At 44.3% G+C, this 21,671-nt stretch carries 21 protein-coding genes; 20 read left to right on the top strand and 1 reads right to left on the bottom strand.

Annotated features, from left to right (window positions below):
* Positions 1–31 precede the first annotated feature (31 nt).
* Positions 32–892 carry an alpha/beta hydrolase gene (locus tag DL94_RS0101545; RefSeq protein ID WP_051586241.1) on the bottom strand — a complete coding sequence of 287 codons (861 nt, stop codon included), beginning with the start codon at positions 890–892 and terminating at the stop codon, positions 32–34.
* A 412-nt stretch (positions 893–1,304) separates the two neighbouring features.
* Between DL94_RS0101545 and DL94_RS0101555 the strand changes: the two genes are divergently transcribed.
* The 20 genes from DL94_RS0101555 to DL94_RS0101650 all read left to right on the top strand — a co-directional run bounded on the left by DL94_RS0101555 (position 1,305) and on the right by DL94_RS0101650 (position 21,603).
* Positions 1,305–2,108, top strand: a complete 804-nt coding sequence (locus tag DL94_RS0101555) for a Cof-type HAD-IIB family hydrolase (RefSeq protein WP_028128627.1) — start codon at positions 1,305–1,307, stop codon at positions 2,106–2,108.
* A gap of 8 nt (positions 2,109–2,116) precedes the next feature.
* The gene (locus tag DL94_RS0101560; RefSeq protein WP_037371057.1) at positions 2,117–3,055 is read left to right on the top strand and encodes a ComEC/Rec2 family competence protein; all 939 of its coding nucleotides are present in this window, start codon (positions 2,117–2,119) and stop codon (positions 3,053–3,055) included.
* A complete protein-coding gene (locus tag DL94_RS0101565) occupies positions 3,052–3,252 on the top strand; it encodes a DUF3006 domain-containing protein (protein WP_028128629.1) in 201 nt (66 codons plus the stop codon). The genes DL94_RS0101560 and DL94_RS0101565 overlap by 4 nt, the downstream gene beginning before the upstream one ends.
* Positions 3,253–3,265: 13 nt before the next feature.
* The gene (locus tag DL94_RS0101570) at positions 3,266–4,312 is read left to right on the top strand and encodes an N-acetylmuramoyl-L-alanine amidase family protein (RefSeq protein WP_028128630.1); all 1,047 of its coding nucleotides are present in this window, start codon (positions 3,266–3,268) and stop codon (positions 4,310–4,312) included.
* 19 nt (positions 4,313–4,331) lie between these two features.
* Entirely contained in the window at positions 4,332–4,925 is a 594-nt protein-coding gene (locus tag DL94_RS0101575; protein ID WP_028128631.1) for a GerMN domain-containing protein, read from the top strand.
* A 146-nt stretch (positions 4,926–5,071) separates the two neighbouring features.
* Positions 5,072–6,358 (top strand): trigger factor, encoded by a 1,287-nt coding sequence (tig, locus tag DL94_RS0101580; protein ID WP_028128632.1) that lies wholly within the window; start codon positions 5,072–5,074, stop codon positions 6,356–6,358.
* 27 nt (positions 6,359–6,385) lie between these two features.
* A complete protein-coding gene (gene clpP, locus DL94_RS0101585) occupies positions 6,386–6,997 on the top strand; it encodes an ATP-dependent Clp endopeptidase proteolytic subunit ClpP (protein WP_028128633.1) in 612 nt (203 codons plus the stop codon).
* 11 nt (positions 6,998–7,008) lie between these two features.
* Positions 7,009–8,280: an ATP-dependent Clp protease ATP-binding subunit ClpX gene (clpX, locus tag DL94_RS0101590; RefSeq protein WP_028128634.1), complete on the top strand. Its 1,272-nt coding sequence runs from the start codon at positions 7,009–7,011 to the stop codon at positions 8,278–8,280.
* Positions 8,281–8,355: 75 nt separating this feature from the next.
* Positions 8,356–10,659, top strand: a complete 2,304-nt coding sequence (gene lon / locus DL94_RS0101595; RefSeq protein ID WP_028128635.1) for an endopeptidase La — start codon at positions 8,356–8,358, stop codon at positions 10,657–10,659.
* A gap of 49 nt (positions 10,660–10,708) precedes the next feature.
* Entirely contained in the window at positions 10,709–11,341 is a 633-nt protein-coding gene (gene yihA, locus DL94_RS0101600) for a ribosome biogenesis GTP-binding protein YihA/YsxC (RefSeq protein ID WP_037371060.1), read from the top strand.
* A 68-nt stretch (positions 11,342–11,409) separates the two neighbouring features.
* Positions 11,410–11,868, top strand: coding sequence for a siroheme decarboxylase subunit alpha (locus DL94_RS0101605; RefSeq protein WP_028128637.1), 459 nt, complete (start codon positions 11,410–11,412; stop codon positions 11,866–11,868).
* Positions 11,869–11,879: 11 nt separating this feature from the next.
* Positions 11,880–12,362: a siroheme decarboxylase subunit beta gene (locus DL94_RS0101610; RefSeq protein WP_028128638.1), complete on the top strand. Its 483-nt coding sequence runs from the start codon at positions 11,880–11,882 to the stop codon at positions 12,360–12,362.
* A gap of 125 nt (positions 12,363–12,487) precedes the next feature.
* On the top strand, positions 12,488–13,672 hold the full coding sequence (locus DL94_RS0101615; protein WP_028128639.1) for a pyridoxal phosphate-dependent aminotransferase: 1,185 nt from the start codon (positions 12,488–12,490) through the stop codon (positions 13,670–13,672).
* A 197-nt stretch (positions 13,673–13,869) separates the two neighbouring features.
* A complete protein-coding gene (locus DL94_RS0101620; protein ID WP_028128640.1) occupies positions 13,870–15,231 on the top strand; it encodes a GumC family protein in 1,362 nt (453 codons plus the stop codon).
* A gap of 125 nt (positions 15,232–15,356) precedes the next feature.
* Positions 15,357–15,950, top strand: a complete 594-nt coding sequence (locus DL94_RS0101625; protein ID WP_028128641.1) for a recombinase family protein — start codon at positions 15,357–15,359, stop codon at positions 15,948–15,950.
* Between the two features lie 293 nt (positions 15,951–16,243).
* Entirely contained in the window at positions 16,244–16,390 is a 147-nt protein-coding gene (locus DL94_RS15495; protein WP_231464460.1) for an Arc family DNA-binding protein, read from the top strand.
* Between the two features lie 102 nt (positions 16,391–16,492).
* A complete protein-coding gene (wbaP, locus tag DL94_RS0101635; protein WP_231464435.1) occupies positions 16,493–17,824 on the top strand; it encodes an undecaprenyl-phosphate galactose phosphotransferase WbaP in 1,332 nt (443 codons plus the stop codon).
* Positions 17,825–17,849: 25 nt separating this feature from the next.
* On the top strand, positions 17,850–18,977 hold the full coding sequence (locus DL94_RS0101640; RefSeq protein WP_037371063.1) for a glycosyltransferase family 1 protein: 1,128 nt from the start codon (positions 17,850–17,852) through the stop codon (positions 18,975–18,977).
* A 203-nt stretch (positions 18,978–19,180) separates the two neighbouring features.
* A complete protein-coding gene (locus tag DL94_RS0101645; protein WP_028128644.1) occupies positions 19,181–20,482 on the top strand; it encodes a hypothetical protein in 1,302 nt (433 codons plus the stop codon).
* Entirely contained in the window at positions 20,482–21,603 is a 1,122-nt protein-coding gene (locus DL94_RS0101650; RefSeq protein ID WP_028128645.1) for a glycosyltransferase family 4 protein, read from the top strand. Before DL94_RS0101645 ends, DL94_RS0101650 begins: the two co-directional genes overlap by 1 nt.
* The last annotated feature ends 68 nt before the right edge of the window (positions 21,604–21,671 follow it).

The following is a 21,671-nucleotide window of genomic DNA, read 5'->3' on the forward strand; positions in this document are numbered from 1 at the left end:
AGCCCCTTCTTAATGCTTATTTTTTTTACAATCATAAGGCGTTCTTTGGCGCTGAAATAATTTTTAGCTGCTTATGGAAATAATCAGCAACGAGTTTTACGGCGCCGGCGGTATCTTTGGTAAAGCCATGGTCCTCCTGCGGGAGCAGTTTTACTTCGCTGTTAAAATATATACGCTGATAGCGCAGGCTGTAGGTGTAGGGAACCACAGTATCATGAAGTCCATGCAGCATATAAGCCGGCCCCTGATATTGGGCGGCAGTTTCATAAATCGGTAACTGCTGCGCGGTTTTAACGTAATTGGCACCAAGTTTCAGACCGTCAAAAATATCCACGGCTGCAGGAAGGTTGATTACATCATACTGCTTGCCGAATAGTATGCCGCGAATGGCATCTTCACGCAGAACGGCAGCAGGTGCCATAAGCGCCAGACTTTTTACCTTTTGTGTCCCCAGAATACCTGCTGTCATACTGGCAACAACACCGCCCTGCGAGTGGCCGGCAAAGGAAATAGAGGTAACGCCCGGAAGTTTGGCGGCGTATGCATACACCTTTTTGGCGTCCTCAATTTCATTGGGGACGGTCATGTCCTGAAAGCGTCCCTCACTCTTGCCGTGGCCGTTGAAGTCAAAGCGGAGGGAGGCAATGCCATCTTTTTCCAAGGCATCGGCCAAGCCTGTGAGCAAAGCATGTTCTTTATTAGCAGTGAACCCATGCATGATGATGACCAAGGGATAGTTTTTCTGCTGGCTGGGCGTCTGCAATACACCTGCTAACTTACCGTGGTCACCGTCAATAGTGATATCCCTGCTTTGTGCCAGGGCAGAGTGGCTGCTGCCCAGCAGGCTGATAGTTATCGCCCCCAGCAGGGCCAAACTTTTTAAACTAATCATTGAAACATCTCCATTCCTAAATATATATACTTATTATAATGCCGGCAAAAAATAGTATCAAATAAAACGTAAATTAAATGCGAACCATTGCCTAAAAGCGGGGAATGGTGCTACAATGTGCTTGCAAACAAGTGTATTTCCTGCTGTAAAATGCTTGAATGCGACTGCGATTTTTAGTAACATAGGAACAGAGAAGATTATAGTGACAATAGATAGGGGACTTTGGGGTGGATTGGTTAAAAAAAGCAATCAAGCCGATCGATGTACTGATTGCCTTAGCAGGTATATATTTACTGGTTTTTAGAATTGACTATCAGAATATGGATACTCTCGATAAGGTATACTTAGGGTGTTTTGGCTTTTGGTTTCTGCTGTTGGGGATTAGATGCCGTATCTATTGGAAAGGACAACAATGACGAAGGCTATTTTTTTTGATATCGATGGTACGCTAATCAACATTCGTAAGCACCACACCAAAATAACACTGCCGGTAAAAAGAGCAATTCAGGAATTACGGGCAGCCGGGCATCATACTTTCATTGCCAGCGGCCGTCCCTGGGCTTATTTGGACCCCGAGCTTACGGAATCGGGACTTTTTGACGGTTTTGTCATCATGAACGGCGCCGTGGTCATTCTGGACGGGGAAGTAATTTTCCGTCAGGACATGCCGGCAGAAACAATCCGGGATATGGTGAAACTCGCGGAGGCCAAGGGCGTTGAGTACATTTTGGAAAGTCATCCTTACGTCTACTTGCGTGAAGAGTTTAAGGGGCTGGAAAATGTTTATCGCAATATAGATATTGATGTTGAGAAATTCGTGCGGCAGTTTGACCTGTCAAATGTCAAAGCCGGCAAACTGGAGTTTCTCTGTGATACACCGGGCGCTGACGGCTTATTTGACAAGCTATTGTCCTGGCCGGGGGTAACAGGGCTTATTGACCCGACGCTGCTGAAATATATGGAATTATATGCGGCGGACATTTCCAAAGCTACCGGCATACAACGGGCTTTAGAATATATGAACATCTCCATAGAAAACAGTTATGCCTTTGGGGACGGTCTTAACGATTTGGAAATGATGGGGACGGTAGGACACGCTCTGGTGATGGGCAATGCCGGGCCGGAGTTAAAGGCTTTGGCCGAACATGTTCTGCCGACGGTGGACGAGGACGGCGTGGCCGAAGGAATTTACCGTTACATTCTGAAAAGGCTATGAGGTGAATTATGCGAAATAAACTAGGTATGATTCTGGGGCTGGTATTACTAATTACCAGTCTGCTGACGGGCTGTGGCGCGCCAAACGCGGCAAACCAGCCGGCAGCGCAGAACGAAGAAAAAGCCGCCAGCGCTGACAAAAACAAAGAGCTTACCGTAACCATGCTGAACGTGGGGCAGGGAGACGCAATTCTCATCAAAACTGCGGAACAGACGGTGCTTATTGATACCAGTGATTTGGACGAACAGGAAAAACTGCGGGCAGAGTTGAAAAAAGCGCAGGTTAAACGCATTGATAAACTTATTCTGACACATCCGCATGCTGACCATATTGGCGGCGTGGATGGTGTAGTCCTTAAAGACTACGAGGTTGGCGAAGTTTATGACAACGGAATGCCGTCCAAATCCAAGTTATACCTTAACTATATGAAAAAACTTAAGCAGAAAAATATTCCCCGTCATGCCCTGACAGCCGGAGATGTTCTTGACTTGGGCGGCGGTGTGAGCTTTAAGGTACTGTCACCACCTAAAGATGTTGTAGAAAAAGGCAGTAAGAGCACGGATAATCATGATCCGAACAATGAGTCGGTGGTTGGCAAGCTGATTTTTGGTAATTTCTCCATGATGTTTACAGGTGATGCTGAACAGCAGGCGGAAAAAGTCATGGTCGATAATTTTGCCGGTGATTTGCGCAGTACGCTGTTAAAAGCCGGGCACCATGGCAGCAAGACATCTTCCTCGGCAGCGTTCTTACGGGCCGTACAGCCGGAAGGTGTTCTGATTTCCTGCGGTGCCGGCAATGACTACGGTCATCCGCATAAGCAGACCATGAAAAAATATCAGTCGTTGAAACTGAAAATTTACGAAACAGACCTAAATGGTACCATCGTGGTAACCTCCGATGGTAAAAGCTATAAAATCAAGCCGGAAAGAGGGGACGCACAATGATTTCCGCTTATATTGACCGCTATGAGGGCAGCCTGGCGGTACTGTTGCTGGGGGACGATATGAAAAAAGTCAATTTCCCCCGGGAATATCTCCCTGCTGAGGCAGGCGAGGGGGACTATATCAAAATAGATATAGCCCTGGATGAAGAGGCCAATGAAAAAGCGGCCCAAGAGGCATTGGAACTCCTCAGGGAGTAAGGAGGCAGACTTAATGAATAACGTATTCCGCTGGGCAAGTTTGGTGGGCGTTTTAGCAGTTGTATTGATGATGCTGCCCTTCAAAGCAGAGGCAGCCAGTCAAAATGAATTAAATTATTTTCAAACTAGTAATGTCGAAGTTGAAGGACGTAAAGCCTTGCGTATCGAAATAGGTATGACAGAGGAAAATCCTGACTATAAAGTCACGGAAATGACTTTTTTGCGCCGGCAGCTGATTATTGATATGAAAAATACCCGTCAGGGCAAGCTGAGGGACAATATTGCTCTAAAAGGCAATTTAGCGAAAAAGGTTAATCTGGAAAAACAGGGCGATAATCTGCGTGTCAGCATAGATTTTGTCAATGAGGTAAACAGCAATAATTACCGTATCAGCACGCTGCCAGCCGAACGGCGCAGCAAGAAACCGTTCCGTATAGTCATTGAGGTGCTGGAACCAGGTGAAGGCAGCGATATCAATGCACCGGGAATTAAGGGCAAGACCATTGTCGTTGACCCGGGACATGGCGGCAGCGACAGTGGTGCTGTAGGGCCTACAGGTGTAAAAGAGAAGAGTGTTTCCCTGGCTGTGTCCAGGAAGGTCCAAAATCTCCTGACGAAGGCCGGAGCCAAAGTAATCATGACGCGCACGACCGATGTGGATGTTTATGGCGTCAACGCTACGGACAGGCAGGAACTGCAGGCGCGCTGTGATGTTGCTAACCGCGTTCCGCAGACAGCCTTGTTCTTATCGATTCATTGTAATGCTTTTTCCAATCCGTCGGCTCATGGCATGGAAACATATTATGCCGCAGGTTCTGGCCGGGGCCAAAAGCTGGCAGCATATTTAAATGACGAGCTGGCTAAAGCGGGCGGCCTGTTCAACCGTGGCGTGAAAACCGCTAACTACTATGTACTGCGTCATACCAGCATGCCGGCCTCCCTGGTGGAACTGGCGTTTATTACTAACCCGCGTGAGGAAAAACTGCTGAACAGCGATGCTTATCAGAATAAGCTGGCCAAAGCCATTGTGCAGGGCATTGTCCGTTATTTCCGCGGCTGATTTATAGGGAGATGATTAGATGAAAAAAATGCGTTACATGCTGCTGGCGATGTTGGCACTTATCCTGCTATGCGTCCCCGGCTGTGACAATAAACAGAATAATGCCGGCGATGTAAGCAGCAAATCCGCCATTACAGCGGAAAAGGGCAGTTCGCCGCAGACGGTTACGCCGGAGGCGGAAAAGACACAGACTAACGGCAAACTGACCATCAATGTTTACTATCCTGATGAACAGGGCATGAAACTGGTGGCCGTTAAGAAAACCGTTAAACTGGGCAATGATGATAAGTATACTGCCGCCCTCAAGGCCTTGATGTCCGGTACCAAGGAAAAAGGTTTGGCAACAATTGTACCCAAGCAGGCTAAAATTAAGAGCGTCAAGGTTAAAGACGATACAGCTTATGTAGATTTTGACGAAAATCTGGTCAAGAAGTTCATTGGCGGTTCCACCGGTGAAGAAATGCTGGTAGGTTCCCTCGTCAACACCCTGACGGAGTTCAGCGAAATCAAAAAAATCCAGATTCTCGTAGAAGGGAAAAAGATTGATTCCCTGGCTGGTCATTTTGACCTGACAAAACCGGTTGAGAGAATGACGAATCTTATCAAAAAATAATACTAAACGGGTTTAAGGACGCGCAAAAAACTTGTTTTTTTGCGCGTCTTGTGTTATGATATGAAAAGTATGGCATATTGTCGGCAGCAGTCTGGCGAACGTATGCCTGCGCATGATTTAGATAATACAGGAGGTCATCCCAGACAATGAAAGTTACTGTAGAAAATGGTGAAAACCAGCAGGTTACTCTGACTATTGAGGTTGAAGCAGCAGAGGTTTCCAAGGCAACTGAGAAGGCTGTAAAGCGTCTCGGCAACCGTGTAAATATTCCCGGATTCCGCAAGGGCAAAGCTCCGCGCAAAATCATTGAGCGCAATGTAGGCATGGAAGCTATCATGCAGGAAGCATTCGACATCGTTGCTCCCAAGGCATTCGCTGATGCTCTGGAAGAACAGAAGATTGACCCGGTAACCCGTCCGGACATCGACATCGTTACCCTCGAAGAAGGCAAGGATCTCGTGTTCAAGGCTACGGTTACCCCGCGTCCGGAAGTTACCCTGGGCGAATACAAAGGCCTGAAAGTAGAAAAGAAGGTTGCTGAAGTAACTGACGAAGATGTGGAAAAGCAGATTAAGACTTTCCAGGACCGTCAGGGCAAGATGGTAGACGCTCCGGAAGGTTCCGCTGTTAAAGACGGCGACTTCACGACGCTGGACTTTGAAGGTTTCGTAAACGGCGAAGCATTCGAAGGCGGCAAGGGTCAGGACTACCCGCTGCAGATTGGTTCCGGCAGCTTTATCCCGGGCTTTGAAGATCAGCTCATAGGCGCTAAGATTGGCGAAGAAAAAGAAGTAAACGTGAAGTTCCCGGAAGAATATCATTCCAAGGAACTGGCTGGCAAAGATGCTATGTTCAAGTGCACTATCCGCAGCATCAAGCAGAAGGAACTGCCGGCTATCGATGATGAACTGGCTAAGAAAGTCAGCAAGTTTGAAACGATTGCTGAACTTCGTGCTGATGTTCGCAAGAACCTGGAAGAAAATGCTCAGCGTCAGGCTGAAAACACGCAGCGCACTGAGGCTATCGAGCAGGCTACCAACAACATCACTGTTGACATTCCGGCTGTGATGATTGACAACCGTGTAAACGCTATGATTCAGGAAATGGCTATGCGTCTCGAGCAGCAGGGCATGAACCTGGAAATGTACCTGCAGTATGCTGGCACTGACCTGGCTAAGATTCGCGAAGACTATCGTGAAACGGCTGAAAAGAACGTTAAGACTGACTTGATGCTGGAAGAAGTAGCTAAGGTTGAAAATATCAAAGTTGAGGCTAAGGACCTTGACGCTGAAGTTGCTGGCATGGCTGCCGCTTATGGTGCTACGCCGGTACAGATTCAGAAAATCATTAAAGAGCAGGGTCGCGTTGGCGATTTGGCTGCTACCGTACTCCGCAAGAAGACGGCACAGTTCATCATTGACAACATTGCCTAATAATTCCCTGCGTATGGGGGTATTCCAATGAGTTATGTACCAATGGTCGTTGAACAATCTAACCGCGGCGAACGGGCTTATGATATATATTCCCGTCTGCTGAAGGACAGAATTATCTTCCTCGGCGGTCCGATTGATGATAGCGTGGCTAATGTTGTTGTAGCCCAGCTCCTTTTCCTGGAGTCTGAGGACCCGGATAAAGATATTTATCTCTACATCAACAGCCCCGGCGGTGTTGTTACTGCCGGTCTGGCTATCTATGACACCATGCAGTATATCAAGCCGGACGTTTCGACGATTTGTATCGGTCAGGCTGCCAGCATGGGAGCTGTGCTCCTTACTGCTGGTGCCAAAGGCAAGCGTTTTGCTCTGCCTAACGCCCGTGTTATGATTCACCAGCCATTAGGTGGCGCACAGGGCCAGTCCACGGATATTCAAATCCAGGCCCGTGAAATTCAGCGTATCCGCGAAACCATCAATGATATCTTTGTGGCCACAACCGGCAAAGACAAGGATGCCATCAATACTGATACGGAACGCGATAATTTCATGACAGCCCAGGAGGCCAAGGCCTATGGTATTGTGGATGAAGTAATTACCCGTCCCAAACGGACGAAAAAATCTGACGCAAACGATTGAGGGGTGATGTCATGTTGAAGTTTGGGGATGAGAAAGGCCAGCTCAAATGCTCCTTCTGTGGTAAAACCCAGGAACAGGTACGTAAGCTGGTAGCAGGCCCTGGCGTCTATATCTGTGATGAATGTATTGAACTGTGCAATGAAATCATTGAAGAAGAGTTCAGTGACGAAGCAGAGGTAGAGCTGAAGGACGTCCCGAAACCGAAGGACATCCGGGCTATACTTGACCAGTATGTTATCGGTCAGGATGACGCGAAAAAAAGCCTCTCCGTTGCCGTCTACAATCACTACAAGCGCATAAATATGGGACTGGCCAAGAGTGAGGATGTGGAACTGCAAAAGTCCAATATTCTCATGCTGGGACCTACCGGCAGCGGTAAAACCCTGCTGGCTCAGACTTTGGCCAGAATTCTCAATGTGCCCTTTGCCATTGCCGACGCCACGGCACTTACAGAGGCCGGCTATGTGGGTGAGGACGTAGAAAATATCCTCTTAAAACTCATTCAGGCTGCTGATTATGACGTGGAAAAGGCGGAACGCGGTATCGTCTACATCGACGAAATCGATAAGATTGCCCGCAAATCGGAAAATCCGTCGATTACCCGTGATGTTTCCGGCGAGGGCGTGCAGCAGGCACTCCTGAAGATTCTCGAAGGCACGGTGGCCTCCGTACCGCCGCAGGGTGGCCGCAAGCACCCGCATCAGGAGCTTATCCAGATTGATACCACCAACATTCTCTTCATTTGTGGTGGTGCCTTTGACGGTATCGAAAAGGTCATTGAGGCCCGTTTAGGCCAAAAACAGATGGGCTTTGGTGCCGATATCAAGTCCAAGCGGCAGAAACGCAATGTGGGCGAGTCCCTGAAAAAGATTCTGCCGGAGGATTTGCTCAAACACGGGCTTATCCCCGAGTTTATTGGCCGTGTGCCTGTAGTTGTAACCTTGGAATCCTTGGACGAAGATGCTCTTATCAGCATTCTCACCAAGCCGAAGAACGCACTGGTAAAACAGTATGCCAAACTGCTCGAGCTTGATGGCGTTAAGCTCTCCTTTGAAGATGAGGCTTTAAAACTCATCGCCCGGGAGGCGCTGAAACGCAAGACCGGCGCACGCGGCCTGCGTTCGATTATCGAAGGTATCATGCGTAATGTTATGTATGATATTCCCTCGATTGAAGGTGTTACAGCTTGTCATGTAACCAAAGAAACGGTAAATAATAAAAAAGACCCTGTGCTCACCATCGAAAAGAAAAAGAGGGCTGACAGTGGGGAGGCATCTGCCTGAGGGTAGACGCAAAGCAAGGCGTTGCAGAGGGCAGCGCCTTGTTTAATATTTTAGGATAGAAGAGGAGGGAACCAAATGGCGGAAACACGAACATTGCCATTATTGCCGCTGCGCGGCATGGTAGTATTCCCTTATATGATGATACATTTAGACGTCGCCCGTGACCGTTCCATGGCTGCTATTGAAGAGGCTATGGTTGAGAATCGCGAAGTGATGCTCACCACGCAGATGGATGCGGAAAAGGAAGAGTTTACCCCGCAGGACCTGTATAAAGTCGGCACGGTGGCCGAAGTGCGGCAGGTGATAAAGCTGCCCGGTGACCTGGTCAGAGTTTTGGTGGAAGGCAAACATCGTGCCTTTATCCATGAGTACCATGAACAGGAAAAATTTGATGTGGTGGACGTGGAAGAATTTCACGACCGTATCGATACTTCCCTGAACATGGAGGCCCTGAACCGTGCTGTAGTACATCAGTTCGAAGAATGGGTGCGCATGTCCAAGAAGATTCCACCCGAAACGCTGGTATCCGTGGCCATTATCGATGATGCCGGCCGGTTGGCTGACCTCATTGCCAGCCATTTGAATCTTAAGGTGGAAACACGCCAGGAACTCCTGGCCGCCATTGACGTGAAGGAACGGCTCGAAAAACTCTACGCCGTACTTTCCCGGGAAATGGAAATCCTCCAGATGGAAACGAAAATCGGCAAGCAGGTACGCAAGCAGATGGACAAAATCCAAAAGGATTACTACCTGCGCGAGCAGATAAAGGCCATTCGTCAGGAACTCGGCTATAAAGACGGCAAAGGTGAAGTCGAAGAACTGCTGCAGAAACTGCATGAGGGTAACTACCCCGAAGAAGTCTGCAAGACCGTGGAAAAAGAGCTCAGCCGCTTGGAAACCATGAACAATATGCATGCGGAAACCGGCGTTATCCGCAACTATGTGGACTGCCTGCTCGAACTTCCCTGGAATGACGAATCCGTGGACAATGTTGACATTGCCGCCGCCAAAAAAATTCTGGACGATGACCACTATGGACTCGTGAAAGTCAAAGACAGAATTCTTGACTATCTGGCTGTCCATAAACTGGCCAAGGACCGCAGCGCGCCGATTCTGTGCCTTGTCGGTCCTCCCGGCGTGGGCAAGACCTCACTGGCGGCGTCTGTAGCCAGAGCTACGGGACGGGAATTTGTCCGGGCCTCCTTAGGCGGTATTCGTGATGAGGCGGAAATCCGCGGCCATCGCCGTACTTACGTTGGCGCTATGCCCGGCCGCATTATCGACGGTATCCGCAAAGTGGGTAAGAAAAATCCTGTGTTCCTGCTCGACGAAGTGGATAAACTGGCTGGCGACTATCGCGGCGACCCGGCAGCAGCGCTGCTGGAAGTCTTAGACCCGGCACAGAATTCCACCTTCAGCGACCATTTTGTTGACATACCATTTGACTTGTCAAAAGTCTTTTGGATTGTCACGGCCAATAATTTAGGTAATATTCCGCGTCCCCTGCGAGACCGCATGGAGATAATCCAGCTTTCCAGTTATACCGAAGTGGAAAAACTGGAAATTGCCAAGCGTTATCTGCTGGCCCGCCAGCGGACGCAGAACGGCTTAAAAGCCAAGGATATAACGATTGGTGCCGGTGTATTCAATAAAATCATCGCTGATTACACCAGAGAGTCCGGTGTCCGTGAATTGGAACGCGTTATCGGCCAGGTCTGCCGCAAGGCTGCGCGTAAAATTGTAGAAGGGGAGGAAACTCCCATAAAGATCACCAGGAAAAATCTTATCGATTTTCTTGGTAAGACCAAGTACCATGACACCAAGGCTGCTAAAAAGCCGCAGGTTGGTGTAGTCACGGGCATGGCCTGGACGGAAGTAGGCGGTACAATTCTGCCGACAGAAGTCACGGTACTGAAAGGCAAGGGCAAACTAATCCTCACCGGACAGGTGGGCGATGTCATGCAGGAATCGGCCAAGGCCGGACTTACCTACATTCGCAGCCGTTCCGATAAACTGAAACTGGCCGCAGATTTTTACGAGAATGATGATATTCATATTCACCTGCCGGAAGGGGCTATTCCCAAGGACGGCCCGTCAGCCGGCATTACCATGGCCACGGCTATGATTTCCGCTTTGACCGGACGCAAGGTCAGAAATGACGTAGCCATGACCGGGGAAATCACCCTGCGCGGCCACGTGCTGGCTATCGGCGGCCTGAAAGAAAAGGTGCTCGCAGCTTACCGCGAAGGCATGAAAACCATCATTCTGCCCAAGGACAACGAAAAAGATATCGAAGATATACCTGAAGTTGTCCGGGAAAAACTCGAATTTGTGCCCGTAGAATCCATGGACGAAGTTTTAAAGACAGCTTTAGTATGATGATAAAAAGCCTTCCCGTTTGGGAAGGCTTTTACAAGGAGATGAGAAAATGAGCAATGACAAAGAACGGGTTATTATCACCCAGGGCAAATACATCGCCTCAGCTGTCAGAAAGGACCAGTATCCCGAAGAAGACCTGTCGGAAATCGTTTTTATCGGCCGTTCCAATGTAGGCAAGTCCTCCTTGATAAACTCTTTGACACGTGTCAATAACCTGGCCAGGGTTTCCTCCCAGCCCGGCAAGACGCAGACGATTAACTTCTTTGAAGTCGGCATTAAAATCGCTGAGGTAGAGGAGCGCAAAGCCTTTTATCTCGTGGACCTGCCCGGCTATGGCTATGCCAAAACCGGCAAGGAAAACCGTAAAATCTGGTCAAAATTTATTGAAGAATACTTTCTGACCTCACCGCGGCTGCGTTTTGTCTGTCAGCTGATTGATATTCGTCATGAGCCCATGGCCTCTGATGTGGACATGTTCAACTGGCTGGTGGACAATGACATTCCCGTGCTGATTATCGCCACCAAGGCTGATAAAATCGGTAAAAACGCCCGGGCCAAGAATATTGCGGCCATCAAACGCAAATTGGGCATTAAGGAAATTTCGGTTTTGCCGTATTCTTCCCTAAAAAATGAAGGACGTTCAGATTTACTTGACGTTATCGGTGATTCTTTGTTAGAATAATATCAGAGAAATGTGAATCTGATTCATTTATTTTATTTTACGGAACACCATCGGGAAGAGGGATTATCATGATGGAACTTACGGCTTTTGACAAGTCATTATTAAACTTGCTGCAGGGAAATCTGCCTGTATGCAGCCACCCCTTTGCCAAGCTGGCCGAGGAACTTGACACAGACGAGGAAACAGTCTTAAACCGCCTGCAGGAACTAAAGCAGGAGGGCTACTTGCGGCGGATTGGCACGTTCTTTGACTCCAATAATCTGGGATACAAGGGGACACTGGTGGCCTTAAAAGTTGACCCGTCAAAAATGCAGACTGTGGCCGAGTCCATCAACTCGTACCCTGGCGCAACGCACAATTATGAACGCGAAGGCCGTTATAACCTGTGGTTTACACTTTTGACACCTAATTTGGAAACAGAGCAGCAAATCCTGTCTGAGGTACAGTCCTTAAATGGTGTAGAGGATATGCTTAATCTCAAAGCCAACAAGAAATACAAAATCAATGTGCAGTTTAAATTACATTAAGGGAGAGCAGTATGACCGCAGAAGATATTACAGAGCTTGATAAAAATATCATTCGCGTCCTGCAGGGCGATTTCCCTCTGGTGGCTGAACCATATAAGACACTGGCCGAGCAGGCTGGTGTCAGCGAAGAAGTCTTTATGGACCGCATTCGGGATATGCAGGCGACGAAAAAAATCCGCAAGATGGGCGCTGTCCTGCGCCATCGTGAAGTTGGTTTCAGTGCCAATGTACTGGTAGCCTGGGAAGTTCCGGCCGCGCAGCTTGATGAAATCGCCCAAAACATGGCGAAAAGCCCCTCCGTAACACATTGCTACGACCGCAATACCGCACCTGACTGGCCCTATAACCTTTATACCATGGTTCATGGCCACAGCCGGGAAGAATGCGAGCAGGTGGTAAAGCAGCTGGGGGAGGCCAACGGCGTCAGCAAGCACGTCATGCTCTACTCCAAACACGAGTGGAAAAAGACCGCCATGAAATATTTTTGCGAATAAATGATATATAATGACCAAAGGCCCGCGTGCCTTTGGTCATTTTGCTTTATTTTACTATAAAAATGTGTTAATATGTAAACAGTGTTTTATTAAAAGTGAAATCTGTTTGTTAGTGAGGGATATTTATGGTAAATGACAAAATGTATGAACTTGGTACCAAGAAATCAACTATCCGCACCATCTTTGAATTCGGCCGCAAACGTGCAGCCGAGGTGGGCGAGGAGAATATATACGATTTCAGCTTGGGCAATCCCAATGTGCCCACGCCGGAATTTATCAAGGAAACCGCCATTGATATCCTGACCAATATGGAGCCCAGCGCTGTGCATGGCTATACCGTCGCCCCGGGTAATCCCCAGACGCGCGCAGCCCTGGCTGCAAGTGTCAACAAACGTTTCGGCACTGATTACACCGCGCAAAACTTTTTCCTGACGGCCGGTGCTGCGGCCTCTATTACCATTTGCTTTAAAGCCTTGTTTCAGCCGGAAGATGAATACATCACCTTTGCACCCTTCTTCCCGGAATACCGGGCTTTTGTCGAATCCGTAGGGGGCAAACTGGTTGTAGTACCTGCCCAGCCGCAGGACTGGCAGATTGACTTTGCCGCCTTTGAACAGCTTGTCACGCCACATACCAAAGCTGTAATCGTCAATTCGCCCAACAATCCGAGCGGCGCCGTTTACTCGGAGGCCACGATTAAAAAGCTGGCAGAAATTCTGCAGGCTAAGGAAAAGGAATACAATCATCCCATCTTTATCATTGCCGATGAACCATACCGCGAAATCGCTTTTGAAGGATACACGGTGCCGTATATCCCGAATTACTACGACAATACACTGGTCTGCTACTCTTACAGCAAATCCTTCTCCCTGCCCGGCGAGCGTATTGGCTATATCGTAGTGCCGAATAAAGTGGCTGATTTCGGCAAGGTATATGGCTCTATTGCCGGTGCCGCCCGCGTGCTGACACATGTCAACGCCCCGTCCCTCTGGCAGCTGGTTATCGGCCGCTGTGCCGACAAGCCGTCAGATATCAGCACCTACGTAAAAAACGGCCAGCTCCTGTATCAGGGCCTTATCGACGCCGGTTTTGAATGCGTCAAACCGCAGGGGGCATTCTATCTCTTCCCCAAGTGCCTGGAAGAAGACGACTACGCCTTCTGTGAACGCGCCAAGAAATACGACCTGCTGCTCGTTCCCGGTGCCGACTTCGGCTGCCCCGGCTACTTCCGCGCCGCATACTGCATAAAAACTGAAACCATCGAAAAATCCCTGCCCCTGTTCAAAAAACTGGCAGCAGAATACAAATAACTTTATATCAGTGTTGATATTTAGTTTATAGCAGCCAAGTTTTTAGGCGAATAGTTAATTTACAAATAATGTTTTCGCTGATATTTATTATTTTATGAAAAAAACTTGTTTGGCATAGAGTATATATGGTATCATATATAGGTGTGTACAGGAGGTTTTCTGTTGCATAAATAAAATGAAAGCGGAGAAATGGCATAATGGAAAATAGTCAGGAAGAAGCAATTGATTTAGGCAGATTGATGCAAATAATATATGACCGCCGTAAAATAGTCGGCGGCATTGTCGGAGGCTGCACAGCTTTAGCACTTATTGTGTCACTGGTCTTACCCAAAACATATGAATCAACCACGTTAGTTCAGACACGCAGTGCCGGCAAAGACATCGGTGGTGCGGCAGCTATGGCTGCGGCTATGGGTATAAGTATAGGTGGCAGTTCGTCGGCAGGTTCCCCATTAAATTATATTGAACTGATGAAGTCCCGTGCTGTTTTAGAGCCGGTTATTGACAAGCTGGAGTGGCCTGACGAAAAGAAAAAGCCAGATGCTAAAGGTTTTGCCAAGTCTGCACTTAAAATAGAAAATACCAAGCAAACTAATTTGATAACGGTTACGGCAACAGGAAAAACGCCGGAAGAGGCGCAGATGATAAGCCAAGGTGTAGTGGATAATTTTTTGGCTATGCAGACTGATATGAATAAGCAGACGCAGAGCATATTGGTTAAGTTCCTCAATGAACGAATTTCTGATGCTAAAAAGGATTCTGATGAAGCAGCCACTAAACTTGCCGTTTATTCCAAGGAGCATAATATTTATGCACCTGATGAACAGGCTCAGCTTTTGATGACTAAATTAGACGTTTATGATAAAGCGATTAGCGATACAATTGTTGAGCAGAAATCTGCACAGGCTGAATATGATGTAGCTACGGCTAAAATAGGTCAGCAAAGTTCAAGCGCTCGTGCATATAACATTAGTGATAATGCTGTAGTACAAAAAATTCGTTCAGCTATCGTAGAAAAACGTATAGAACTGGTAGGTTATCAGCAACAATTTACTGATGAACATCCCAGTGTTGTAAAGGCTAAAGAAGAATTAGATAATTTAAACAGTCAACTAGTATCTGAGGTTAATGCTGCTGTTAATTCCAGTGGTGCGGCTAGTTTAAGTACTACTAATGCAACGCTTCTCAGCAATCAGGCGGTAGCTGAAGCTAAGGCTAGTGCGGCTAAAGCTAGCGAAGCTGCATTAAGGGAAAAGAAATCTGAAAAAGAAACTGAAATGGGAAATTTCCCAGAGGCTGCGATGAATTTTATGCAGCTGAAAAGTGATGCTAAGCTGAAAGAAGAAGTGTATCTCAATCTGGTTAAGGAATGTGAAAAGGATAAGATTCAGGAAGCCATGGAGTCCATGGACATTCAGGTTATTGATCCGGCTAATCTTCCTGATGAAGACAGACCGTCAGGCCCACGAAAAAAACTGATAACTGCTATCGGTTTTGTTATCGGGTGCCTAATTAGTTTTGGATATGGATTGATTTGTTACAAACGCGAAGAAGCATAAAATAATAAACGGGGCTGTGCATAGGTGAGAAATCACTTTATGCACAGCCCCGTTTGATTTTCCGCTTTATGAATTATGTATATAGGTGGGGACTAAAATCTATATATTCATAGGGAGGAAAATTTATGAAAACTTATGCCTACATCCGTGTATCATCTTTGGATCAGAACGAATCACGCCAGCTAAAAGCAGTCCAGGAACTCCGTATTCCCAAACGAAATATCTATTTGGACAAACAGTCTGGAAAAGATTTCCAGCGGGACAATTATAAAAAGCTCCTGCGCGTGCTGCGCAAAGGCGACTTGCTTTATATCCTGAGCATAGACAGGCTGGGACGCAACTACAAGGAGATACAGAACCAATGGCGCTATCTGACCAGCGAACTGGAGATTGATATCTGCGTAATTGATATGCCGCTCTTGGACACAAGAAGGTACAAGGACCTGCTGGGAACCTTTATCGCCGATATAGTGCTGCAAATCCTGTCCTTTGTCGCCGAATCAGAACGGGATAACATCAGAAAACGTCAGGCTCAGGGTATAACGGCAGCCAAAGCCAATGGCATCCGCTTCGGACGTCCGGAGGTAAAGATACCGGCAAACTTTGAATCACTGGTAAAACGCTGGCGCAATCAGGGCATATCACTTGAACAACTTTTAAAAGCCTGCCGCATCAGCAAATCTACCTTCTACAGACGACTTAGAGAAATGAATATTTAACAAAAAGGGCATCCTTGCTAACCAAGCAAGGATGTCCTTTTTGTCTATGTCATGTGTCATAAAGTATACTTTTTGATACTCCTAAAAATTGCATTGCAAACAATCAATTTTCTCCTCTGAGTCTCAAAAAGTCCTTTCCGAGAAGAAAATCGCAAAAAAATTAGACATAAGCTGCGCTCTTTGCTATAATGAGTTTTGTGATATTCACGGTGTCAAAAAGTATACTTTTTGACAAAAGTTACATTGCAAGATAAAGGAGAAATAGTATGTTCCAAGTGCGCCAAACAGAAGAAATGATAAACAAAACTTTCCGGCTCCCTCGAAATCTGCTAGAAGAACTGACTAAGGTAGCTGAATCTGAACAGGTATCAGTAAATAATCTTGTGCGTCAATGTTGTGAATACGCATTGAGCAATATGAAAAGTACCTTACAAAAATAAGAAGGGAATTGCGTGACATTGACTTTGGAATCGACGAACAATTCTATAAGCCAAAAGGCTAGACGATATTTTACACCGTTACTATTTATGGCAGGGGACTATATGGCTATCTTAGCCACAGGCAGTTTGGTCATAAAACTTTACGGTCTGTCATTAAACAGCAGCTACATTTATCTATGGCTGCCGCTGACGTTTATCATCTTCCTGGCTCAAAACAGGGCTTATACGGCAATGCAGCCCTTTATCTACACTGTACGTAGTATTTTCTACGCCGTGACATATGGGCTACTGGCTTGCGTAGTGGCTATTTACTTCTTCACAGACTGGCAGGCGGCAAGGTCGTTTTTTGTCGTGTTCTGGCTAGTGGCGCTCATATTGTTATGGCTGGAGCGCTTTGCAATTAGCTTGTGGCTGAAACGTGCGCATCACCTTTACGAAGAAATAATTCTTGTGGGGGCCGGGAGAACAGCGGAAAGGACACTACACTTCTTTCAGGATGATTTGGGGTACCGTTACCATGTGACTGGCATGATAGATGACAACCCAATTTCTGCAAAACTGGTAAACAAATATCCAATCTTCGGTAAAGTCTGCGAAGCAGAACAGATTATTAAGGCATATAAGTGTCAGACTGTGATTATAACCGCGCCAGGGATGGAGAAGGAAAAAATACAGAAACTAATTGTAAGTGTACAGCCTCTTGTACGAAATTTGGCATATGTACCTGACTTAATTGGGACACCAATGATAGGTGTAAAAGCACAGGTGCTTTTTACAGAAGAAATACTAATGCTCCATATGCATAATAATCTTGCTGTAAGACGTAATAAAATCTATAAACGTGTCTTTGATTTGATTTGCTCTATAGCCGGTGGCCTTTTAATATTGCCTATACTTTTGTTGGTGACTATATTAGTAGCTATAGACAATCATGGAAACGTGATTTTTGCCCACCGACGCGTTGGTAAAAATGGTAAAGAATTCCCCTGTTATAAGTTTCAAAGTATGATTCCAAACGCGCAAGAGAAATTGGAAGAATACCTTAAGACAAACCCTGAAGCTAGAAAAGAGTGGGAAGAAAGTTTTAAGCTGACTAATGACCCCAGAGTGACAAGATTAGGGGCATTCCTCCGAAAAACGAGTCTTGATGAATTGCCACAGTTATGGAATGTAATCAAAGGTGATATGAGCCTTGTCGGCCCACGGCCAATAGTGAAAAAAGAAATCGAACGCTATGGCCCGTATTTTAGAGAATACTCTATGGTATTGCCAGGTATAACAGGCATGTGGCAAGCAAGTGGCCGCAGCGATACAACCTATGAAGAACGCGTGGCTATGGATACATGGTATGTAAGAAATTGGTCAGTATGGTTGGATATTATGTATTTGGCAAAGACTTTTCAAGTAGTGTTTTTGGGGAAAGGCGCATATTGAAAAAAGGATGAGAATAGAAGACTTTATGGATAAGCAAAAGCCTATACGTGTGTTACAAATTATTGGTATTGTTTGTGGTGGTGGTGTAGAAGCGGTTATCATGAACTATTATCGAAATATAGATAGAACAAAAGTACAATTTGATTTTGTTATTGATGGCTATGAAAGATCTCTCCTGGATAAGGAAATAGAAAGTTTAGGTGGACGTGTATATCATGTAGAACCTTATAAGAAGAATATTTTACGATATATGAGTCAGATTTATCATATTGTAAAGGGAGGTCAATATAGTATAGTACATTCTAATATGAATACACTATCTATATTTTCACTATTTCCTGCATGGCTGGCTGGAGCAAGATTACGAATCCTGCATAATCATTCTACGGCGGTACAAATTGAAGGGATGCGTACACTGATGAAATATATTTTGCGACCCTTTGCGCCATTGTTTGCAAATCATTATGTGGCATGTTCCGAAATAGCTGGAAAATGGATGTACGGAGAGAGGGCTATGACTTCGGGAAAAGTCGTGGTTTTCAAAAATGCGATAGACGTAGAAAAATACTCTTTTGACATACAAAAGCGTTCAAAATTACGTGAAAGTATTGGACTGACATCAGAGCAAAAGGTAATTGGACATGTAGGCAGATTCGTTTTTCAAAAAAATCACTCATTTCTATTGGATGTCTTTGCAGAAATAGCTAGGCATGATGACAAAGCGGTTTTGATTTTGATAGGAGATGGGGAATTATGCTGTGAAATGAAATCTAAAGCTGGCAGACTGGGGATTTTAGATAAAGTTAAATTTTTAGGCTTGAGAGCAAACGTGGCGGATTTATATAATGTTATGGATGTTTTTGTACTGCCTTCCTGGTATGAGGGATTGCCGGTAGTTTCAGTGGAGGCTCAAGCAAACGGATTGCCGTGTGTTATTTCTGATAAAGTTTCCATAGAATGTTGTCTGACAACTTCTGTGCGTTTTATGTCATTGGAGGCGGGGGTAAAATGCTGGTCAGAGGCTATAGTTGATATGTCATGTGAGCGTAATAATCGGTCAGTTGAGCAATTACGTGAAAATTGCTTTGATATCAGCAGTGAAGGAAGAAAATTATTAGATTGGTATAGGGGTATAAAAGAATCATTAGGATGAGGGGAAGAATATCCATGACTATTGAAATATTAATCGAAAAATCAATTGTGTTTGAGTGCATGGAGATGTGTATATAATGGACTAATTTAAATAATAATAGAGAATTTCTATGGAGTTTTATGCGGATGCTTTAGAGGGCGGTAAAGATGCTTAGATGATACATAAATTAAAGACGTTAATTTGACTTATAAAGGCTGTATAATATGATAAAAAATAATATATCAAGAAATTGGTTTTTTTGGTGGGGATTATTTTTTCCTATGCCAGCATTGGCTTTTGGCTTAGGAGATTATAAAGTAGGTGCTGCGAATTTTATATTACTATGTATTGTTTTAAAGAAAATAGTGGAGAAAATTCGTTCGAAAAAACTGATAAATCGAATATATACGTTACACTTTGCTTTTGCTATAAGTATTGTATTTACAATGTGTGTTACTGTTCTTACGATGAAGAATGATTGGATGGTAAAGGCATTTGGATTTGAAATTAAAATGATATTCTTCTTGTTTTGTTTTATTTTTTTGTTTAATAATGAAGAACTAAAGAAGAATAAAATGTTTTTTTTTGAGGGGTTATTTTACGCAAGTGTGATAAATTTAATTTGGGGATGGGCCCAAATGTATTTTGGATATATTCAAGGGATAAATATTAATAAAGTGGTTTTTGGGGAACTTTTAGGAATAGATGCGGGAATCAATTGGGATCAAAGTGTAGCTCATAACATTGTTTATAGAATTTCTGGATTGTCATGGGAAACAGCTAGTTTCGCAATAATTGAGATAATAGGGTTAATTTTAACTAAAAATTATTATTTACGTGTAATTATAATTTTAACGCTACTTGCATCTACATCAAAAACAGCAATTATACTAATGGCCGTTCTATTTGTTTACTGGCTATATCAAAAACTTAAATTTATTTTTTATAAAGAATATATATTTTTAAGGAAAAAAGAGATATTTAAAATTACAGTGATGTTGGCACTTATAATAGGAGTTGTAAGTTGCTTTAGTGATTTTGCATTTGATTACTTTCAAAGGGCGATAGATTTAGGATTACTTGTAATTGAATCATTAACAACAAATACGAATGCTTCAGCTAATGTACATAAAATGTATTATGAAAAAGTAGTATACATTTTAGATAATTCAAGTATATATAATTGCCTGTTTGGTTATGGTATGTTCACTGCAGGTTTTCCTTATACGCAAAATAATTTGATTGCGTTTAATGGCGTATGGAGCCCAGAAACAGATGTGATAACAATACTTATAGGCAATGGAGTTATTGGTTTTATAATATACTATTTAATTTTAGCTAAAGGTTTTTTAAAAGCGGAAGATTATATTGACAAGAAATTTATATTAGTTCAAATAATTGGCGGTATAACCTATTTGTATTGTCAGGGATGGATGATTCCATTATTTATGATTACTTTATCTAATCTTGGAAATAATGATAAAAATCCATTGAAGATAACGAATAATTGCAGGGGGGGCATATAGTGCATATATTAGTAAATTACACAGGTCGTACTGGAGGTGGAACTGGTGGTGGAGCTGATTATGCCTATAAAATGACTCGAGAACTTTGCAAACTGGGACTGGATGTATCAGCAATTGTTTCCAAGCAAGCAGATAATTTATCTGATTGGCAGAGCTTACCTTTAAGAAAATTGGTACAGATAGATACCTATACGAATAAGTGGCAATTTTTATATAGAAGTGTATGGTTTAAACTAAGAACCAGGCGAAGTTTAAAGTTGGCATTCTACGATGAAAAAATCGATTATCTCTATGTGCCTATGATTACTTATTGGTCATATTGGATAAATGATATATTTCCACATGTAAAACAAATATTGACCTTACATGATCCTGTAGTACATAGTGGGGAAAGTCGTATAAATAGGCGATTGTTTATGAACGTTCAGCGTATCATAACTGCAGATAAACTGATAATTCTAAGTGAGTGTTTTCGTGATTTTACTGAGAAAACATATAAAAAAAAATCTGATGATGTTTTGACAATACCGTTACCATCAATTGACATACCAACAGGAAGTAGAAATATAGGCATTAGATATGATGATAACAAGATAAATTTTTTGTTCTATGGGCGTATCGAGGCTTATAAAGGATTGCATGTACTAGCGGCAGCTTATAGAAAAGTGACCCAAAAGTATAATAATGTAGCACTAACAGTGGCTGGCAGTGGAGATTTTTCTGATTATCAAGCAGATTTCGATACATTGCAAAATGTTACAATTATTAACAGATGGATAAATATGGATGAAGTAGAGAATCTTTTTAAAGGAAAGCGAATTATAGTGCTCTTGCCATATCTTGATGCTACACAATCCGGCGTAACGAGTATTGCAATGTTATACCACGACTTGGTTATAGGGACAAATTCAGGCGGGTTATCAGAACAAATACAACATAAAAAAACTGGATTATTAGCTAAGCCAGGAGATGCTGAAGATTTGGCTAATAAAATGATTTGGGCTATTGAGCATAAAGACGAGTGTAATAGTTATATAGAGTGTGCATATAAAAAAGCGAAGAAAATGACATGGGCTAATGCTGCTAAAAAGCTTCTAGCCTCACTGGATAACATTAGCTAGTTTTATAATATTTTTTAAATTGATGAATGTGTAAGTATTTTGCTTATAATGTGATTGCATGGAGTGTA

Origin of the sequence: Selenomonas sp. AE3005 (assembly GCF_000686945.1) — a bacterium.
In the GTDB taxonomy this organism is placed as follows: Bacteria; Bacillota; Negativicutes; order Selenomonadales; family Selenomonadaceae; genus Selenomonas_A.

What these genes read in the sequence shown, in the direction of transcription:
- DL94_RS0101555 (WP_028128627.1), top strand. Translation starts at nt 1,305, where the DNA reads ATGACGAAGGCTATTTTTTTTGATATCGATGGTACGCTAATCAACATT.
- wbaP (WP_231464435.1), top strand. Translation starts at nt 16,493, where the DNA reads ATGGCTATCTTAGCCACAGGCAGTTTGGTCATAAAACTTTACGGTCTG.
- DL94_RS0101565 (WP_028128629.1), top strand. Translation starts at nt 3,052, where the DNA reads ATGATTTCCGCTTATATTGACCGCTATGAGGGCAGCCTGGCGGTACTG.
- DL94_RS15495 (WP_231464460.1), top strand. Translation starts at nt 16,244, where the DNA reads ATGATAAACAAAACTTTCCGGCTCCCTCGAAATCTGCTAGAAGAACTG.
- DL94_RS0101605 (WP_028128637.1), top strand. Translation starts at nt 11,410, where the DNA reads ATGATGGAACTTACGGCTTTTGACAAGTCATTATTAAACTTGCTGCAG.
- lon (WP_028128635.1), top strand. Translation starts at nt 8,356, where the DNA reads ATGGCGGAAACACGAACATTGCCATTATTGCCGCTGCGCGGCATGGTA.
- clpP (WP_028128633.1), top strand. Translation starts at nt 6,386, where the DNA reads ATGAGTTATGTACCAATGGTCGTTGAACAATCTAACCGCGGCGAACGG.
- clpX (WP_028128634.1), top strand. Translation starts at nt 7,009, where the DNA reads ATGTTGAAGTTTGGGGATGAGAAAGGCCAGCTCAAATGCTCCTTCTGT.
- tig (WP_028128632.1), top strand. Translation starts at nt 5,072, where the DNA reads ATGAAAGTTACTGTAGAAAATGGTGAAAACCAGCAGGTTACTCTGACT.
- DL94_RS0101560 (WP_037371057.1), top strand. Translation starts at nt 2,117, where the DNA reads ATGCGAAATAAACTAGGTATGATTCTGGGGCTGGTATTACTAATTACC.
- yihA (WP_037371060.1), top strand. Translation starts at nt 10,709, where the DNA reads ATGAGCAATGACAAAGAACGGGTTATTATCACCCAGGGCAAATACATC.
- DL94_RS0101570 (WP_028128630.1), top strand. Translation starts at nt 3,266, where the DNA reads ATGAATAACGTATTCCGCTGGGCAAGTTTGGTGGGCGTTTTAGCAGTT.
- DL94_RS0101545 (WP_051586241.1), bottom strand. Translation starts at nt 892, where the DNA reads ATGATTAGTTTAAAAAGTTTGGCCCTGCTGGGGGCGATAACTATCAGC.
- DL94_RS0101610 (WP_028128638.1), top strand. Translation starts at nt 11,880, where the DNA reads ATGACCGCAGAAGATATTACAGAGCTTGATAAAAATATCATTCGCGTC.
- DL94_RS0101575 (WP_028128631.1), top strand. Translation starts at nt 4,332, where the DNA reads ATGAAAAAAATGCGTTACATGCTGCTGGCGATGTTGGCACTTATCCTG.
- DL94_RS0101615 (WP_028128639.1), top strand. Translation starts at nt 12,488, where the DNA reads ATGGTAAATGACAAAATGTATGAACTTGGTACCAAGAAATCAACTATC.
- DL94_RS0101625 (WP_028128641.1), top strand. Translation starts at nt 15,357, where the DNA reads ATGAAAACTTATGCCTACATCCGTGTATCATCTTTGGATCAGAACGAA.
- DL94_RS0101645 (WP_028128644.1), top strand. Translation starts at nt 19,181, where the DNA reads ATGATAAAAAATAATATATCAAGAAATTGGTTTTTTTGGTGGGGATTA.
- DL94_RS0101640 (WP_037371063.1), top strand. Translation starts at nt 17,850, where the DNA reads ATGGATAAGCAAAAGCCTATACGTGTGTTACAAATTATTGGTATTGTT.
- DL94_RS0101620 (WP_028128640.1), top strand. Translation starts at nt 13,870, where the DNA reads ATGGAAAATAGTCAGGAAGAAGCAATTGATTTAGGCAGATTGATGCAA.